13 protein-coding genes are annotated in these 13,756 nt (G+C 55.7%); 10 read left to right on the top strand and 3 right to left on the bottom strand.

Annotation, left to right across the window (positions count from 1 at the left end):
- Positions 1-11 precede the first annotated feature (11 nt).
- Complete coding sequence (locus J1C54_RS09375) at positions 12-869, bottom strand: M23 family metallopeptidase (protein ID WP_229146761.1); 858 nt, start codon at positions 867-869, stop codon at positions 12-14.
- Entirely contained in the window at positions 841-3,012 is a 2,172-nt protein-coding gene (locus J1C54_RS09370) for an HD family phosphohydrolase (protein WP_229146760.1), read from the bottom strand. The genes J1C54_RS09375 and J1C54_RS09370 overlap by 29 nt, the downstream gene beginning before the upstream one ends.
- 155 nt (positions 3,013-3,167) lie before the next feature.
- Between J1C54_RS09370 and thrS the strand changes: the two genes are divergently transcribed.
- The 8 genes from thrS (at position 3,168) to J1C54_RS09330 (ending at position 11,185) form a co-directional block, all read left to right on the top strand.
- Positions 3,168-5,084: a threonine--tRNA ligase gene (thrS, locus tag J1C54_RS09365; protein ID WP_229146759.1), complete on the top strand. Its 1,917-nt coding sequence runs from the start codon at positions 3,168-3,170 to the stop codon at positions 5,082-5,084.
- 16 nt (positions 5,085-5,100) lie between these two features.
- On the top strand, positions 5,101-5,532 hold the full coding sequence (hisI, locus tag J1C54_RS09360; RefSeq protein WP_229146757.1) for a phosphoribosyl-AMP cyclohydrolase: 432 nt from the start codon (positions 5,101-5,103) through the stop codon (positions 5,530-5,532).
- Positions 5,532-6,920 carry a cysteine--tRNA ligase gene (gene cysS / locus J1C54_RS09355; protein WP_229146753.1) on the top strand — a complete coding sequence of 463 codons (1,389 nt, stop codon included), beginning with the start codon at positions 5,532-5,534 and terminating at the stop codon, positions 6,918-6,920. Before hisI ends, cysS begins: the two co-directional genes overlap by 1 nt.
- Positions 6,921-6,999: 79 nt before the next feature.
- Positions 7,000-7,254: a membrane protein insertion efficiency factor YidD gene (gene yidD / locus J1C54_RS09350; RefSeq protein ID WP_229146750.1), complete on the top strand. Its 255-nt coding sequence runs from the start codon at positions 7,000-7,002 to the stop codon at positions 7,252-7,254.
- A 380-nt stretch (positions 7,255-7,634) separates the two neighbouring features.
- Positions 7,635-8,933 carry a hypothetical protein gene (locus J1C54_RS09345; protein WP_229146749.1) on the top strand — a complete coding sequence of 433 codons (1,299 nt, stop codon included), beginning with the start codon at positions 7,635-7,637 and terminating at the stop codon, positions 8,931-8,933.
- 61 nt (positions 8,934-8,994) lie between these two features.
- Positions 8,995-9,888: a metal ABC transporter solute-binding protein, Zn/Mn family gene (locus tag J1C54_RS09340; RefSeq protein ID WP_229146748.1), complete on the top strand. Its 894-nt coding sequence runs from the start codon at positions 8,995-8,997 to the stop codon at positions 9,886-9,888.
- A complete protein-coding gene (locus tag J1C54_RS09335; RefSeq protein WP_229146745.1) occupies positions 9,885-10,628 on the top strand; it encodes a metal ABC transporter permease in 744 nt (247 codons plus the stop codon). Before J1C54_RS09340 ends, J1C54_RS09335 begins: the two co-directional genes overlap by 4 nt.
- 41 nt (positions 10,629-10,669) lie before the next feature.
- Entirely contained in the window at positions 10,670-11,185 is a 516-nt protein-coding gene (locus tag J1C54_RS09330) for an outer membrane beta-barrel protein (protein WP_229146742.1), read from the top strand.
- Between the two features lie 71 nt (positions 11,186-11,256).
- On the opposite strand, the gene folE2 is transcribed toward J1C54_RS09330, so the two are convergent.
- Positions 11,257-12,216 (bottom strand): GTP cyclohydrolase FolE2, encoded by a 960-nt coding sequence (folE2, locus tag J1C54_RS09325; protein ID WP_229146741.1) that lies wholly within the window; start codon positions 12,214-12,216, stop codon positions 11,257-11,259.
- Between the two features lie 391 nt (positions 12,217-12,607).
- Here folE2 and J1C54_RS09320 point away from each other — a divergent pair, with 391 nt between their 5' ends.
- Complete coding sequence (locus J1C54_RS09320; protein WP_229146740.1) at positions 12,608-13,147, top strand: MarR family winged helix-turn-helix transcriptional regulator; 540 nt, start codon at positions 12,608-12,610, stop codon at positions 13,145-13,147.
- A 29-nt stretch (positions 13,148-13,176) separates the two neighbouring features.
- Positions 13,177-13,743 (top strand): diaminobutyrate acetyltransferase, encoded by a 567-nt coding sequence (gene ectA, locus J1C54_RS09315; protein ID WP_229146739.1) that lies wholly within the window; start codon positions 13,177-13,179, stop codon positions 13,741-13,743.
- Positions 13,744-13,756 lie beyond the last annotated feature (13 nt).

Raw genomic sequence — 13,756 nt, 5'->3', positions numbered from 1 at the left:
TGATAGTAAAATCAAGGTCTGCCGATCATAGGCGCGCCCGCGCTTACTTCGGTGTCCTGCATCCCGCCCATAAACCACTGTGGATCCAGACGCTCCTGGTACCAGTTCAGACGCCAATCGAGATGCGGGCCGGTCGCCCTGCCGCTAGCACCAATTTCCGCAATCAGATCTCCCTGGCGAACAACCTGACCTTCCTCGACTAAAACCTTGTTCAGGTGAATAAAGGTCGATGACAGCCCCATGCCGTGATCAAGCAAAAGGGTTCCACCGGAATAGAACATTTCCGGATGGACCAGCGTTACCACTCCCCCCGCAGGAGCCACCACTGGACTTCCCGTCGGCGCCGCAATATCGACACCGTAATGGGGATTGCCAGGGTTACCGTTATAGACACGCTGACTACCGTAGACCCCACTAATTCTTCCACTGGCTGGCCAGACAAACTGCCCGGAGAACTCGGCGAGGTCCGAATCCGTTTGCCGAGCTGCCCGAACAAGCGCCGCTTCAGTGCGTATTCGTTCTAACGCTTCGGGTGGCGGGGTAACGGTACGAGCAGGAACTCCCTCCACTCTCTGAATATTCCAGTCTCGCGCCTTCAGTGTAATGAGACTTTCCTGCCTCCCGGCATCACCCTCGATGCGAAGCAATGATTCACCCTCTGCATCACGACCAAAACCAAATAAAAAGTAGCCACTGGCGTTAACGCGCAAAGGGCGCTCATCCAGCCAGACTTTTGAGCCGGGTTCAACCTGGCCAATCATCAAGGCGCCAGGCGCAGGCTCTCCGCGTAAAGACAGCAGTGGCTGCGCCAGCAGTAGAGTGCTACAGGACAGCAAAAAACTAGCAATAAGCAGTCGGGTCATGGACATCAAGCTGCACCGGATCAAGAACTTGCTTCGCATACTGCTCCCAGACCCTACTGTGAACGAAGAGTTCATACAGATCGGGGTCGATATGGTTGCCGTCGCGCATCTTCTGCATTATCGACAGCGCCTGAGAAATCTTCATAGGATCTTTGTAAGGGCGGTCCTTTGCCGTCAATGCCTCAAAAATATCCGCAATAGCCATCATTCGCGCCGGCCACGACATCTGCTCTCGAGTGAGTCCGCGAGGGAAGCCACTACCATCCATTTTTTCATGGTGGCCTCCCGCATATTCAGGCACCCGTCGCAATTTACGCGGAAATGGCAATGATTCCAGCATATCTATGGTGACCTGCATATGGTTATTTATAACCTGACGTTCTTCTTCTGTTAGTGTGCCGCGTTCAATACACAGGTTATAGACCTCATCTTCACTGAGCAAAGACTGCATAACCCCATCCGCATCACGCCACTGACGACCGGCTATCTGGCGAACCCTGTCTTTTCGCTCTTGCGCCATAAACTCACCGCCTTTATTAGCAGCTTCAATAAAGGCAAGGTCATCATCCAGCTCGTTAAGCTGCAGTTGCAAAGCCGCATCCAGCTCTGCATGGCGCGCAGGCTCAGCCAAAGCCGCTCTTAGCATGTCCCTCTCATACTGCGCCTTCAAGGCAGAGAATCTGGCTCGCACAGAGCCAATTCTGTCACACAGAGTGTGTAGCTTCGTGGATTTATCCAGCACAGAGTCTGGTGTAGCCAGCTTGCCACAATCATGCATCCAGGCCGCTACATGAAGTTCGTACCAACCATCTTCATCAAGATCAAAATCAGCAAAGGTTTTATCATCATTACAGGCCGCTCTGGCGATCATCTCTGTCAACAGAGGCACGCGCTGACAGTGGCCGGATGTATGCGGGCTCTTCGCATCAATTGCCTGAGCAATCACCTTAATAAACGCATCAAGCAGATTCTTTAGCTCTTGCACCAGAATCAGGTTATTCAGGGCAATCGCTGCGTAACTGGAAAGGGCCTTGACCAATGGCTCAATATGCTCGGAAAAAGGAATAATTTCCCGAGTCACCGGGTGGCGGGAATTAACCAGCTGCAGCACACCAATCACTTCATTCAGATGATTAAGCAATGGAATTGTCAAAAATGATACGGAGCGATAATCATGGGCCTGATCAAACGCTTTGGTGCCGGAGAAATCGAACTGTTCAGAGCGGTACGCATCTGGAATATTTACCAACCTTCCCGAGATTGCCACGTGCGCAGCAATATGATGATGATTCTCAAGCCCTTCCTGATCACGCAGAGGAATTGACGGCAAGCTGATTTCATTGCCACTGGAGCCGCCCTGATTAATCTTCAGGCTGTCATTGCGCACCAACGCGAACTCTAGTCGGGGTGAGTCATTATCATCACGAAACAGATATAACGAACCTCCGTCAGCACAGGTCATCGCCTGGGCCTCTGTCAGGATGCGCTCCAGCAGGCGACCCGTGTTTGGCTCACCAGACAAGGCCACCAGCAACTCCTTCTGCTCCTGCATGGTTCGCTGCTGCTGTATGGCCATGGCAGCGAAGCCCGCCAGTATCGAGACCACAGGCTCCAGACTATGACTGAACGGGACTACCTGACCTGTGGCTTCGTCAGTGGCGTTAAGCAACTGCAATACGGCCACCAGCTCACCGTACTCTGTCATCAGTGGAACAGTTAGCACCGAGCAGGTGTGGTAGCCGAACTGCTTGTCAAAGGCACGGGTGCCGGAAAAGTCAAACTGATCGATATCGTATACGTCATCGATATTGACTATGTTACCGGTCAGCCCGGTGTGGCTGGCGACATTCTGGTGATTTGCCACCCCCTCCCGATACATGGGAATAGCCGGATAAAGGATGCTGCCTCCGCTGGTACCCCCCAACCGGATATCCAGGCTACGATTACGGACGATGGCAAACTCAAGGCGGGCGCTATCACCGTGGCCCTTTACGATATAGAGCGTGCCACCATCTGCATGGGTCAACTGCCGTGCTTCTTCCAGCACAGTCTCACACAGCCGGGCAATATCGTGCTGTGCCGTGATCCGCTGGGCAACCTTGAGTAGTCGCTGGTAGTGGAATGGAGATATCTCGCTCGACGCATCCATGGCCAATATTTCCGCATAGCGTGGTTATCAGAAAGATAGCACAGCAAAACCCATTGCTGTGTTACAGCAGCCGAACAGATCCCCGCGGGGTGCGCTGCCAGCCATTTCCGGCTAGACTTCCGCCGTTATTCAGCCACCTGTCGCGAAGCATCCTCATGAGCGTTTCTTACCGCCTGCCCGATGGGGCAGAGATGGCATTTGACCAGCCGGCAACCGGACTGGAACTCGCCAACCGTATAAGCAAGAAGCTGGCCAAGCAGGCCCTGGCCGTTAAAGTGGATGGCGCCCTTAAGGACGTCTATCTGACACTGCCCGCCGGCAGCACTGTACAGATCGTCACCCGCGAAGACCTGGATGGCCTTGAGCTGATTCGCCATGACGCGGCTCATATCATGGCCGAGGCGGTGCAGGAGTTATTCCCCGGCACTCAGGTCACCATCGGCCCGACCATCGAGAATGGCTTCTATTACGACTTCCACCGCGAGCAACCCTTCACCCCTGAGGACCTGAAGGCGATTGAGAAGCGCATGCATGAGATCGTCAAGCGCAACGAGGACATCCGCCGCGAGGTGTGGGATCGCGATGAAGCCATCGAGTTTTTTACCAAGCAGGGAGAGACCTTTAAGGCCGAGATCATCCGCGATCTACCCGCCGATCAAGAAGTCAGCCTGTACCGGCAGGGCAACTTTATCGACCTGTGCCGGGGCCCGCACCTGCCCAGCACCAGCAAACTCGGCGACGGCTTCAAACTAACCAAGGTGGCCGGCGCCTACTGGCGTGGCGACAGCAATAACCCACAGTTACAGCGCATATACGGCACCGCCTGGCGCAATAAAGACGAGCTGAACGCCTATCTCAAGCAGATTGAGGAAGCGGAAAAGCGCGACCACCGCAAGCTTGGCCGCGAGATGGGCCTGTTCCATCAGCAAGAAGAAGCGGTTGGCAGCATGTTTTGGCACCCGAAGGGTTGGCGTCTGCGCCGCACTCTGGAGAACTACATCCGCGGCAAGATGGAGCGAAACGGCTATCAGGAGGTGAACACCCCCCAAATGATGGACCGCAAGCTGTGGGAGCAGTCTGGTCATTGGGACAAGTATGGTGACGACATGTTTACCATCTGCACCCATGATCATCGCGATATGGCGATCAAGCCGATGAATTGCCCTGGCCATGTACAGATTTTCAATCAGGGCCTGAAGAGCTACCGCGACCTGCCGATTCGCCTGGGAGAGTTCACCACCCTGTTCCGCAACGAGGCCCACGGCGCCCTGCACGGACTGATGCGCGCGCGCACCTTTGGTCAAGACGATGCACATATCTTCTGCACCGAAGCACAGATCAACGAGGAAACCGCGGCCTTCATCAAAATGCTGCGTGAGGTGTATGCCGATTTCGGCTTCACTGAGATCAAGGTGATGTTCTCGGACCGCCCAGCCAACCGGGCCGGCTCTGATGAAACGTGGGATCGCGCAGAATCAGCATTAAAAGCAGCGGTGGAAAGTGTCGGTCTGGAATACATCCTCAATCCCGGCGAAGGGGCTTTCTATGGGCCCAAGCTCGAATTCCAGCTGCGTGATGCCATTGGTCGAGACTGGCAGTGTGGCACCCTTCAGGTGGATTTCGTTCTGCCGGAGCGGCTTGATGCCGAATATGTTGGTGAAGACTCACAGCGTCATCGCCCGGTGATGTTACATCGTGCGGTGCTCGGCTCTCTGGAGCGCTTCCTCGGCATCGTTATTGAGTCCACTGCCGGCTATCTGCCACTTTGGCTATCGCCACTGCCGGTAGTTGTCGCCACCATTACTAACGCGGTGGATGGTTACGCCGCTGAGGTGTCGGCGGCATTGGCTGAAGCCGGCGTGACCAACGAAACCGACCTTCGCAATGAAAAAATTGGCTATAAGGTTCGCGAGCATTCGAAGTCGAAAGTGCCGGTAATCCTGGTGCTGGGCGAGAAGGAAGCGACGGACCGTCAGGTAGCCATTCGGCGCCTTGGTAGCCAGAACACTGAGGTCATGGCTCTGGATGCCGCGATTGCGCTGCTCAAAGACCAGACACGGATGCCTCACTAACTAGCAGGGCCACGCCATGTTTAAGGACAACGAGCAGCAAGCCCAGGGCTTCCGCGTCGCCTTGGCCACAGCGCTGGACAACCTGCGTTACAACGATGCCGGCCTGGTGCCGGCGATCGCCCGGCAGCACGATAGCGGCGAAGTTCTTATGATGGCCTGGATGAACCGTGCCGCCATTGAGGAAACGCTCGCCACGGGCCGCGTATGCTATTACTCCCGCTCCCGCGGCGGCCTATGGCGCAAGGGAGAGTCTTCCGGGCAGACTCAGACTCTGAAAAGCCTGCGTATTGACTGCGACGGCGACACCCTGCTTCTTGATGTAGATCAGAGTGGTCCAGCCTGCCATACCGGCCGACGCGACTGTTTTTTCTGGCGCGTCGATGGCGACCAGGTGGAGCTCGATAAAACCCCGCTGATCAACCCCGCTCAGCTCTACGGTAAAAAATAATGGCGCTGCAGATTCATAACACCCTTACTGGCAAGAAAGAGCTTTTCACACCGCTCGACCCAAACCGGGTGACCATGTATGTGTGTGGCCCTACCGTGTACAACTATGTGCATATCGGCAATGCCCGCCCGGTAGTGGTGTTTGACCTTTTGTTCCGACTGCTGCGCCGCCTTTATGGCGCCGAACATGTGGTCTATGCCCGCAACATTACCGACATAGACGACAAGATCATCAAAGCCGCTGGCGAGATTGGCGAGCCGATCAAAACCATTACCGATCGCTTCAGCGCCGCCTATGCGGAAGATATGTCGGCGCTCAATGCCCTGCCACCGGATATCATTCCATTCGCCACTGATCATGTGCCCGACATGATCAGCATGATCGAAACTTTGATTGCCAAAGGTCATGCCTACGCAGCTGAAGGCCATGTACTGTTCGCCGTCGAGTCAATGCCAAACTATGGCCGCCTGTCAAAACGTTCACTGGATGACATGATTGCCGGGGCCCGGGTGGAAGTGGCGCCATATAAAAGGTACCCCGGCGATTTCGTTTTGTGGAAACCAAGCAGTGATGACCAGCCTGGCTGGGACTCCCCCTGGGGGCGCGGTCGACCGGGCTGGCATATCGAATGCTCCGCCATGATCAGCCGCCACCTCGGCAAGGTCATTGATATTCATGGCGGCGGTCAGGACCTGATTTTCCCGCACCACGAAAATGAAATTGCGCAAGGCTGCTGCGCCCATGACACCGATTATGTCCGCTACTGGATGCACAACGGCTATATCAATATCGACGGCGAAAAGATGTCCAAGTCATTGGGCAACTTCCGTTTGGTGCGTGAACTGCTCAAGCGGTATCGCGGGGAAGTGCTGCGCTTTGCGCTGCTGTCGTCGCACTATCGCTCCCCGCTGAATTTTAGCGAAGAGGTACTCAAGCAAGCGGAGCAGACACTGGATTCGCTCTACTACGCTCTGCGAGGTCGCGGCGAGCAGGTTATCGCTGCAGCGGACTATCAGCTACCGAGCGACCATCCGGTGCTACTGGCACTACTTGATGACCTGAACAGCGCCGGCGCTATCAGCGCCCTGCATGCCATTGCTGCTCAGTTGAACAAGGCTGATGCTGCCGACAAGCCACAACTGAAAGCCGAGTTACTGGCCGCCGCGGAGCTACTCGGGTTGTTGCAGCAGGAACCGGCCAGCTGGTTCCAAGCCAGGGGCAGCAGCGACAGTATTAGTAGTGAGCAGATCGAAGCCCTGATCGCAGACCGCAATGCCGCGAAAAAGGCCCGCGATTTCGCTCGCTCTGACGCCATCCGCGACGAGCTACTGGCCGCCGGCATCGTATTGGAAGACACCCGTGAAGGCACCCGCTGGTCTCGCAACTGAAGCAGCAAATGCAACAAAGTGGCAAAAGGCCCACAAACCCCCTATCCTTCACACGACATATACCGCCGCCCCGGATGCCATGAAACGCCTGCTGCTGGCCACAATCCGTGCCTACCAGTACCTACTCAGCCCCTGGGTCGGCAATCAGTGTCGTTTTTATCCGACCTGCTCTCACTACGCCGCCGAGGCCATTGAGCGCCATGGCGCCAGCAAAGGCGGCTGGCTGGCCATTAAAAGAATCAGCAAATGCCACCCCTGGCACCCGGGTGGCTTTGATGCTGTTCCTGACAACCCGGCATGCGGCTGTGATACGGCACAGGGTGACAAGTCGTGACGCCCGCAAAGTCCCGTAGATTCTGCTTCGCCCTTACCAGCCTGCTACTGCTGGCTCAGCTACTTTTGGCATGGCATATCCCCAGCCATCTGAATGATCACCAACATAACGCCTTTGCCTCGCTGACAGCGGACCAGTCCGTTAGCGACCAACAACCACAAAACAACGAGCCATGCGCACTCGGCATTAATGGCCATGGCGTCGCATTAACCTGCGCACTGCAAACCTGTTGCTCCGACACTCCGTCACAGCAGCCACCTGTCTACTCGCAGGCAACCTACCGATCTCTCTACGCACACTCCTATCAGGCCCGCGGACCGCCGCTCCACAGCTGAATTCCGGATCCACCCGACAATTCTTTCTGTTTTCAGGAGCGTTTTATGAACAAGTCTCTTTCCCTGCTGGCCATGCTCGCCGGCAGCACCTTTTTTACCCAGCAAGCCCATGCCAACACCAATGATATGCGCAGCTTCAACCCCGCCATCTCTGTCATCATTGACGGGCTTTATTATCACGACAGCGCCGATGGCGAAGGCATGGAGATTCTTGAGGAACATGACAGCGCCTTGCATAGTGGCGGCCATGCAGGCCACGAGCATGGCGCCTTCGGCCAGGGCTTTAACCTGCGTGAACTTGAGCTAACCATGTCAGGCTCGATTGACAGCTACTTCGACGCCTACGTCACATTAGCGGTGTCGGACGGAGAAGCGGAGATTGAGGAAGCATGGTTTCAAACCCGTTCTCTACCAGCGGGACTCACACTGAAGGGCGGAAAATTCCTTAGTGCCATTGGCTATCACAACGAAAAACACCTGCACAGCTGGGACTTCACCGACCAGAATCTGGCCTATATGAGCCTGTTTGGCGATCACGGGCTCAGCGATGCCGGGGTCCAGCTTAGCTGGCTTGCCCCCTCCAGCACTTTCCTGCAAATCGGCGCGGAGCTTCTTCAGGGTAGCGATTTGGAGGTATTTGGTAACTCACTGGATGGCGATGAGATTGTTGAGGAGTGGATCGAAGAAGGCTTTGCCAACCCGCCTGGCGATGCAGACGACCTTGGCCTGCCCGAGCGTAAAGGTCCGCTACTGAGCGTTGCCTATATGCGTATCGCCCCTGACCTTGGCACCCGCCAAGCCCTTCAGCTTGGCGCGTCCATCGCCCGCCATGGCAGCCAGCAGGCCTTCCATGAAGAAGGCGCGGACGCTTTTATCAGCGAAGGCAGCGCCAACCTTTATGGTTTACAGGCAGTCTACAAGCGCTTCTCCACAGGAGCATATGGCAAGGGCAGTTTTGCCATTCAGGCCGAGGCCTTTCAGGTTGAGTCTGACCAGACAGCCACATATCACACCGACCCGCTGGAAATTGGTGCTCCAATAACGCTCAAACAGCAGGCAGCCTATATCCAGACCACCTGGGGCTTTGCTCCGCGCTGGAGTGTGGGGCTGCGCCATGCAGCAGCCGGCATCAACGGTGAGCTTGTCGAGGACGGTAATAAGGAAGAAGTCAGTGGCTCTCGGCAGAACAGTGTCGCACTGACCTGGCAGGCCACCGAGTTTTCCAAGCTGCGCCTGCAGGCCAACCGCAGCAGCGTCGCCACTGACACCGGGCGCGAGGACTTTAACCAGATCATGCTGCAGTACAACATGAGTCTGGGCGCCCATGGCGCGCATACGTTCTGAGAGTGAAGTCGGGCAGATCAAGATATCGGGGCAGCAACTTGTCCCGATATCCGGAGGCACCATGAAAATACTCAAGTTTTTTCTTACAACAATCGTGCTGAGCACTGCATCGCTGGCCAACGCTGCAATTAACGTATTTACCTGCGAGCCGGAATGGGCAGCTCTGGCCCGGGAAATTGGCGCTGATAGAGTGCGCGTCAGCACGGCCATTAGTGCCGACCAGGACCCTCATCAAGTGCAGGCCCGGCCCAGCTTAATAAGCGCCGTACGCCAGGCTGATCTGGTTTTTTGCACCGGCGCAGAGCTGGAAGTTGGCTGGTTACCGGTACTGCTAGCCCGGTCAGCCAATCCTCGAGTGCAAAGCGCTCCGGGGCTGCTATATGCAGCGGATCAGGTCAGCCTGATTGAACAGTCCAGCTCTACTGACCGGGCCCATGGCGATGTCCATGCTGCCGGTAATCCTCATATGCACCTTGATCCCCATCGCATCACCATGGTCGCCAAGGCACTGACAGAACGCCTCGCCACGCTAGACCCGCAAGGCAAGGCGTACTATCACCAACATCTGGTGGATTTCCTGCAGCGCTGGCAGGCCGCCATTGAGAAGTGGGAGTCTCGCGCTTCCCACCTAAAAGATACTGAAGTGGTGGTACATCATCGCTCATTCAGCTACCTGCTCAACTGGCTAGGCATGCGCGCCGTTGCAGAAATGGAACCCAAACCAGGACTACCACCCACACCCAAACATCTGGGAGAAATACTCAGCAAAGTAGAGAAGGAAAATATCGGGCTGATTCTCTTCACCAGCTTCAATGGCAGTCAGGGCGCTAACTGGCTAGCGAAGCGATCAGGCGCCTGTGCAGTTCAGCTCCCATTCAGCAATGAAAAATCATTGTTCTCTCTTTATGACGAGCTGATAGAAATACTGGTCAGCAAACAAGGCGAGTGCCTATGAGTATGACTGACAGCCTGCACATCCTTTGGCCGGCTTTTATTGCAGGAGCACTGGTTCTAGCCACACATGTCGCGCTTGGCAGACAGGTACTCAAGCGTGGCATCATTTTTATTGACCTTGCGGTTGCGCAGGCGGCGGCCACAGGCGCACTGGCCAGCCAGATACTGCTCGGCGACGCCGCCGCTATTTGGCAGCAAACCGGAGCATTATTAGCAGCGTTATTGATGGCAGTCAGTTTGCACGCCCTGTCAAAGCGTCATGCCCATATTCAGGAGGCGCTAATTGGCGGTAGCTACATTCTGCTGGCCTCTTTCGCCGTGCTACTGGTCAGTCACGATCCTCACGCCGGTGAATATCTTCATCAGGCATTATCGGGGCAGATACTGTGGGTAACACCGGAGCAGCTAGTATGGCTCGCAGTAGCCAGCATGGTAGTCGTCGCCATGATGAGATACGGCAAACAGGAGTTGTCCAGATTTTATCTGCCACTAGCCATTGCCGTGACAGGAGCGGTTCAGACGGTTGGCGTCTACCTGGTGTTTGCCAGTTTGATTTTTCCAGCGCTGGCATCCATACGGCTCAGCGATGCAAGTGGTATTGTCCGGGGGCTGCTTGTGGGAACCGCAGGCCTTGTTAGTGGCCTGACAATAAGTCTGCTGGCAGACCTCCCCAGCGGCCCCACCATCGTAATAACACTGGCAATCAGCGCCGCCGTTGCCGCACGCAGCAATCGACAGTGACATGGGCTACAATTCTGCGCATTGACGCTCTGGAGACAGCAATGAAAAGACTTCCTGCCTTGACCTTGGCCCTGCTAGTTCTGGCCCCACTACACGCCAACGCCCAGTCTGGCGGGTTTGCAGCAATAGATGCCGTCTTCTCCCATATTGACCCAAAGAATGTGGCCGGCAGCGCGGATGTTAATGCTGTGCAGTTTCGCTTCGGAGCAGCCCTGAACAATGCCGCAACACTGGCAGGGGAGTTTCGTGCAGGGCTTGGCTTTGGCAGAGATACCAGTGGCGGCGTTCGCTATGAAGTTGACCGTCATTTTGGCGCTTATTTTCGAGGCCAGTTTCCTAACCGTATGCCGCTGCGTCCATACGGCCTGATCGGTGTCACCCGAGTAGAGACGACTCAAGGAGGCCGTGGCGACAACTATAACGACATGTCCCTGGGCCTCGGTGCCGATTACACCATCAACAAGGATGTCTTCGTCAGCGTCGAATACCTTCGCGCGGTCGACCGTAGCGAGGCAGAGGTAAGCAACTTTACCATTGGCGTAGGCGCCCGCTTCTAAGCTCACTAACACAGCAAACATAGAAAGGCCCGGCTTTAATGCCGGGCCTTTCTATTGGCACCCACCAACAATCAAGGTATCGGCAGATAACCGCCGGGTACATTCTTGGTTACGATAGCAACCGCATTATGCGCATGCAGACTCTCAAGATGGTTTACCCGTAACCAGAAATCCTTATACAGGGGCTGCTGATCGACCACCGCTTGCAAACGACGGGCAGCATCCTCACAGAACATGAGGTTCTGCCCGTTCAGGCGAGCAAACTCCTGCTCGTCCTCTCGCTTGACCGCAGTCTGCACCGGGGTCTTTAGCGCACCTTCAATGGCATCAATAAGAGCGGTAATCGGGAAGCCGGACTCTTCCGTATGATCCAACAACACCCGCACCTCAGCGACCGAACGCTGGCTATGCGGCGTTGCCACAATACCCTGCTCCGTACCAAGCCACTGGGCCACTTGCTCCGCCGGAATGGTACCGACATCGCCAAACTGATTGCGGAAGGCATCCTGAATAAGCTGCCGGGCCAGCGCAGCAGAACAGGGGCAAGTGGAAGAGTATGGCACTTCCACTGACAGCTCTATGCGCAACTCACCTTTAGAAAGTGTGCCGCAGATGCTGACCGGGTAGCTCTTCCAGCCAAAATAATTACTCTTCAAGGATTCGCGACGCATGGAATATTCGAAGTCCAGCTGAACGAATGCCTGATCACTCAATCCGTCGTGAGTAGCCAAAAAAGTACCCAGCAGTTTTTCGATCGAGGCGGCACTGACCGAGCAATCCGCAAAGGTCTCTTCGAGGGTCAGATACAGACGCGACATATGAATTCCGCGAGCTGTGGGATCCTGCAGGTTCACATAGGCCTGAATGGAAGTGCTGATCGGCCTCTCTCCCGCCAGAGTATCCCTCAGCTTTGCCGGCAGATGAATCTCGCTCATGCCGACCCAATCAAGCTTGCTGTGAATATGGCGGCTGGCACTGCTGGCCACATCCGGCATGTCTTTGACAGTGGCAGAGCCCTGTTGGCTTTTCATCAATATCTCCGTTGGCCGCTCTAAATTTAGCGCCCGCGAACATTAAACGGCTGCGCGTGCTTTTCGGGGGGTGGCAAGTCTAGCAGATAAGGCTTGCCGAATAGACGGAAGCCGCGTGTGGCTTTGGCTCTGCCAGATATAGCCTGCTGCTATCACTGTCCAGTAACCGTGAATATCCAGCGGCCACAGGAATGCTTAGTACTCATACATTTTGATGTCTAAGTACTTTTCAGGTATAGTTTGCCCTCCCTGAGCAAAGAAAGAGCACGGCGAATAATATATTTTGCCGAAATATCATATAGTTATGATAGCTGCCCAGAAGACAACACAGGGATGCACCAATAATGGACATGACTTTTACTCATATATCAAAGGAGCGGGACGAAACCCGATGGCCCGACACGACGACGTGCTGATTGCCCTGCGCCGGATTATCCGCGCCACAGACCTGTACTCCCGCCGCTTGAGCCGGGAATCCGGGCTGACAGCACCACAACTGCTGATCCTCCAGGCAATCGGCGCCCAAGGCGAGATCACCATGGGCGATATTGCTGCGGAGGTATCCCTCAGCCAGGCCACCGTGACCACGATCCTGGATCGTCTGGAGTCACGCGGGCTGGTAGTCAGACAGCGTGGATCTGCCGACAAACGCAGGGTGTACGCTCACCTGACTGAAGCCGGCCAAGCAGTGATTGCCGACGCTCCGGAACCGCTGCAGGAAACCTTTGTAAAGCGATTTACTGCCTTAAGAGACTGGGAGCAATCCCAGATCATCAGCGCGGTGGAACGTATCGCCAGCATGATGGATGCGGACGATATTGATGCTTCACCGGTGCTGGATGTCGGTGCTATTGACCGCGGTCAAGGCCTGACCGAGGCATCTCCCCTGCTCCCGGAAGGACAGCGCAGTAGCCGCGCCGCCCGCCGCTAACACAACAGCACAAACAGGAGAATCATTACATGTTTGCTGATACAGCCGTGCCCACCGCCGGCACCAACCAGACCCAACCCGACATCGACGTCAGCCTGCGCAAGCCAGACGGCGAAGACGGCGCCAAGCTTCACGCTCTGGTACACCGCTGCAAGCCTCTCGATGAGAATTCGCTGTATTGCAACCTGTTGCAGTGCACGCACTTTGCGGATACCTGCGTAGCTGCCGAGATGGATGGCGAGCTGGTCGGCTTTATCTCTGGCTATATTCCGCCAAAGCAGCAAAACGTTCTGTTTGTCTGGCAGGTCGCAGTGGATGAGAAAGCCCGCGGCCTTGGCCTTGCCTCACGTATGCTGAGCGAACTACTGGATCGTGATGAGTGCGAGAATGTGCAATTCATCGAAACAACGATCACTCCGGACAACGATGCCTCCTGGGCCCTTTTCCGGCGTTTCGCCGACAAACGCAACTACCGCACCGAGACTTTTATCCTTTTTGACAGCCGCGTTCACTTTTCCGGCGCCCATAAGGATGAGCACCTTCTTCGCATTGGCCCGTTTAACCGTACCCAGGTTGACGACACGCTAAGCCACTAAATACATGGAGAAT

The organism is Alcanivorax sp. 1008, assembly GCF_020667895.1.
Lineage (GTDB): Bacteria > Pseudomonadota > Gammaproteobacteria > Pseudomonadales > Alcanivoracaceae > PGZG01.
Note: the sequence above shows the minus strand (reverse complement) of the source record. Positions and strands in the feature narration are given on the sequence as shown.

Coding starts and splice junctions, on each gene's coding strand:
- J1C54_RS09340 (WP_229146748.1), top strand. CDS start 8,995: ATGAAAATACTCAAGTTTTTTCTTACAACAATCGTGCTGAGCACTGCA.
- J1C54_RS09330 (WP_229146742.1), top strand. CDS start 10,670: ATGAAAAGACTTCCTGCCTTGACCTTGGCCCTGCTAGTTCTGGCCCCA.
- yidD (WP_229146750.1), top strand. CDS start 7,000: ATGAAACGCCTGCTGCTGGCCACAATCCGTGCCTACCAGTACCTACTC.
- folE2 (WP_229146741.1), bottom strand. CDS start 12,216: ATGAAAAGCCAACAGGGCTCTGCCACTGTCAAAGACATGCCGGATGTG.
- ectA (WP_229146739.1), top strand. CDS start 13,177: ATGTTTGCTGATACAGCCGTGCCCACCGCCGGCACCAACCAGACCCAA.
- cysS (WP_229146753.1), top strand. CDS start 5,532: ATGGCGCTGCAGATTCATAACACCCTTACTGGCAAGAAAGAGCTTTTC.
- hisI (WP_229146757.1), top strand. CDS start 5,101: ATGTTTAAGGACAACGAGCAGCAAGCCCAGGGCTTCCGCGTCGCCTTG.
- J1C54_RS09370 (WP_229146760.1), bottom strand. CDS start 3,012: ATGGATGCGTCGAGCGAGATATCTCCATTCCACTACCAGCGACTACTC.
- thrS (WP_229146759.1), top strand. CDS start 3,168: ATGAGCGTTTCTTACCGCCTGCCCGATGGGGCAGAGATGGCATTTGAC.
- J1C54_RS09375 (WP_229146761.1), bottom strand. CDS start 869: ATGTCCATGACCCGACTGCTTATTGCTAGTTTTTTGCTGTCCTGTAGC.
- J1C54_RS09335 (WP_229146745.1), top strand. CDS start 9,885: ATGAGTATGACTGACAGCCTGCACATCCTTTGGCCGGCTTTTATTGCA.
- J1C54_RS09320 (WP_229146740.1), top strand. CDS start 12,608: ATGGCCCGACACGACGACGTGCTGATTGCCCTGCGCCGGATTATCCGC.
- J1C54_RS09345 (WP_229146749.1), top strand. CDS start 7,635: ATGAACAAGTCTCTTTCCCTGCTGGCCATGCTCGCCGGCAGCACCTTT.